Origin of the sequence: Nostoc sp., from assembly GCF_035638895.1 — a bacterium.
Taxonomy (GTDB): domain Bacteria; phylum Cyanobacteriota; class Cyanobacteriia; order Cyanobacteriales; family Nostocaceae; genus Nostoc.
In genome coordinates this window covers 1-3,588 of the sequence record NZ_DASQZC010000600.1, presented here as the reverse complement: position 1 = coordinate 3,588, position 3,588 = coordinate 1, and the positions used below count along the sequence as shown (strand labels likewise).

The 3,588-nt window shown below is 36.9% G+C and carries 2 protein-coding genes and 1 pseudogene; 1 reads left to right on the top strand and 2 read right to left on the bottom strand.

The genetic code is table 11. The features are described 5' to 3' along the window. Positions 1–162: 162 nt before the first annotated feature. Positions 163–330, bottom strand: a pseudogene (locus tag VE944_RS29605) (EamA family transporter); the annotation flags it as partial. A gap of 876 nt (positions 331–1,206) precedes the next feature. On the opposite strand from VE944_RS29605, the gene VE944_RS29600 reads away from it, so the two are divergent. After that, a complete protein-coding gene (locus tag VE944_RS29600; protein ID WP_324985949.1) occupies positions 1,207–2,175 on the top strand; it encodes a hypothetical protein in 969 nt (322 codons plus the stop codon). Positions 2,176–2,448: 273 nt separating this feature from the next. Here the strand turns inward: VE944_RS29600 and VE944_RS29595 are convergent, their stop codons facing one another. Further along, positions 2,449–3,321, bottom strand: a complete 873-nt coding sequence (locus VE944_RS29595; RefSeq protein ID WP_324985946.1) for a D-alanyl-D-alanine carboxypeptidase family protein — start codon at positions 3,319–3,321, stop codon at positions 2,449–2,451. Between the last annotated feature and the right edge of the window lie 267 nt (positions 3,322–3,588).

The window sequence follows — 3,588 nt, the reverse complement described above, 5'->3', positions numbered from 1 at the left end:
TTGTGATTGGTTGGGTCTGCCATTGCTCAGGTCAATCCTTTAATCTAGCTTTTGGAGCGATCGCTCACCTTGATGTATCGGGTATTTTTATTTTGACATACTAATGCAGCAGGGCAAAAATAACTGTGCAACCTGGAAAATTAAGCCAGGGGCTAACGCTCAGGGTAAAATAGCTACTGCTGTTAAACTCATCCAATTCTTCCTTGAGAGCTGCTTTAAGGTAGCCTTGTTCCACTGTGGCCCATAGATTAGAATCAGAAGTATTAAGGTGCAAAGGTAGGTGCAAAGGTTCCCCACAAATAAAACATTACAAAAATGAATCGGATTGCGTAGCTTGCCGCCGTAGGCATCGCCAGTAAAATATTAAGCACCAATTTCTATAGCTCCCGGATAACTACGCCAGAGTTCTTGCAGAATTGGTTAAAGGGCAAAGGAAAAGAGATGAGATTTTCTTTTTACCTTTGCCCTTTAATCTTTTTTTATTCTTTTTGTTAAAGGTACTTTCAAGTGAATAGGACTAAGACTTACGTACTGTAGAAATTAATCATGGTAACCATTTACCAAAATAGGTTTTTTTAGGCTTTTATTAATCATTTGTTGATGCTAGATACACCCACACTGTAGGGGTAATTAATAAATCATCCTTTAGCATAGATGTTTTTAAAACACATCTATCTTTGGTATTTACTGCCAATGCATAAATCTTAAGACTAATAGCGATCGCCTGCGAAGATTAAATCGTTTAATAGCTATTAAAACAGTCGAGTTATGCTTGCATCGGTAAGTAGAATGAATTAGTAATATTAAAATTTAACCGAAATATTATGAAATCTTAACATTACTCAAATATAGTCTTACTAAGATAATTCCAAATACAGTTTTTAACCTTAAACTTTGACTTTTAATCGGCAAATCCAAGACCTTTTCTCTTTATTAATTGAGCAAATAGTAACTATAAGAGTATTGAGTTAAGTTGTCGTAGCCAGTTTACAGTCAAAGGTTTAGTAGTTTTTCAATTTTGCAAGCTTATAGACTATATAAGCAAAGTAAGATAACGCAGACTAGCTCTAAATCTTAGCCTGCGAAGGAAAGCTCTTGCTTGTGTCGTCAAAGACTTTTAGTCAGGTAGCAATTTGCACATTTGGAATGCTGCATATTTGGAATGTTCCCAAAAATTTAACAGGTTTCAATAAGGAGAAAATTCTCATGGTTCTTTACGGCTATACCGTTGGAGATGCGGATATCAATCCTAACCAAGGTGGAGAACAATTCGCAGTTTACCGCTTTCCCATAAGCTCCCCTAATAGTACTCCCCAAAAAGTAGGCGAAATCAATGCTGCGAATATTCCAAACGCAGACCTAGAAGGTTTGGGAACTAACATCGCTACTGGAAGGGCAAGTGCAATTAACGAAGCACGTGCCTCTGGTTCTACAACAGCTGGTTCTGTTATTCGGGTCAATAATCTAGATCAGCCTTTTGCTCCAGCTAGTGCCTCACCAACACCAACACCATCTGACCTACGTCGTTTTGGGTTTGACTCAGGTGCTGACTTTGGACGTGAGTTTTCAGCAACTGGTCAACCAACCTCAACAACTGTTCTGTACAACATTTCAGGGAATAATAGCAGCAGTAATGCAGGTAGCTCTCTTTATAAAGTTACTACAGCTAACCCTGGAGCTATTAGCCTTGTAGACGGCTTTGGCGCACCTACTACAGCTGCACAAAGACAAGGAACTCAAGCTACCAACCCTGGAAAATTTGCCGATGGATTAGCCATCGACAATCTCAATCCTGGTAGAACTCGCGCTCTTGCTAGCGATTTCAGCACTGCTGATGGAGATGGAGCGCAGCTTTACAAAGTAGATTTGCTCACTGGTCAGCTATCTGCGCCGATTGCTTTGAGAACTCCTTCAGGGCAAGCTTTGAATGTCAACGCCGATTCTGGGCTGGCGTTTACTAACAGCGGATCTCAAAGATTGTTGGCTTTGCTGGAAACTGGTGCTGTCTATGAGATCACAGGCTACCAAGATGAACTTGCTGCATCAGGTTTAGGTAGTGCTACACGTGTTAATGGCGATGGCTTTGCAACCGCCACCTTGCTTGGTACAGTCCCTTTACCAAGTGCTGCAAGTGGAGCCATTGATTATGAAGGCTTTACGATTGTTAATGAATAACAGTCGTTAGGATACTCTTTTTTCAACTCTTGTAAAAACTACTTTTACAAGAGTTGAAGAACGGAGCTAAAGATAAAAAAGTTTTATTTGCTAAACTATCTGTACTTTTTGTAGAGACTAATTAAATTTTTATCTTGAAATTTATTCAATCTATTCAATTATTTATAAAAACTTGATGCTTATGTATGAGTGCAGGGAGTTATATATCAATCCGATTTGATTGCGTAAAAAATATGACAAGCGATTATAATTATTGCTAAATAATATTAATAATTAAAGTGGAGTAATCCAATAAGTAATGCCCTGGACAACTTGTTTCTTAAAACCAAATAGAGGGAAATTCTCTTCAGTTAAACCCACATAAGTCCAATGTGGAACATCATTTTGTACAGTTTGAAACCAACCATTTTGATTAAGAGCTTTTCTTTGTTCTTTACTACTTACGCGTAAATCAATCGCTAATCCCCAGAGATGTTGTGAAGTTCCAGGAGGTGCAACCACACCGAGAATTTTTGTTTCTTTGCCCTGTTGAACTTTTGCCAAAATTTGATTGTTAGCATATTTGTGCCAAAATCTTAAATTCGTATTGAAAGTGCGAGTACAATCACCAGAACCATAACCAGATTTTAGTGGTATCTGTTGCTGTATTCGGGCTTTATTTAAAGCATCAGCCGCCGATTTTTGTAGGTAACAATCCTTAGTGCCGTCAACGTGACCCATTCTTAAAGTACCTTGAAACTCTTGGGTTTCTTGTTCATTAGCAAAAATATTTTTTTGCGGTAGTTTAATTCCCACATCTTGATTTACAAAGACTGCACCATAAGCTCTTAGCAAAATATATTCATAAGTACCAGCCTGGGGAACTGTAGGTAACTTCCTAGCGATCGCAGATAAGAAACGCTGTTGAGCATTTAATTTAGCATCGGGAATAAATGGTTCTGATGTCGTCTTTTCAGAGATATCTGTACAAGGTAACGAATCAGTACTCAAGCATCCGTTTAATGGTTGGGCGGTTATAGCAACTTTGTGATGGTTAATATCATTACTAGCTACTAATACAAAAATCATCAAAATAACTATACTGATGAAAGTTGCTTTTCTGATGTCTCTAGTAATATTTTTGGTTTTCGTAATGGTAAGCTTCATTTTTAAATAATTGCTGAGTTGACTCAATAATGAAACTAATCAATTTCTGTTAGATATTTATTCTTAATGAATTGAAAATAAATAATTATTAGTACTAAATATAGGTTTGTACCAATAAATATTTATTATTAGTCAGTTAAATGGATGCTAATGGCTAAATATGTGAACAATAGTTTTTATAAACAACCCGGAAGGTTGTCACGAATTTTAAAAACATTATATTTTTGACTTCTTGCTCAAGTAAAAAAAAAGAAACTTGTCTTTAAT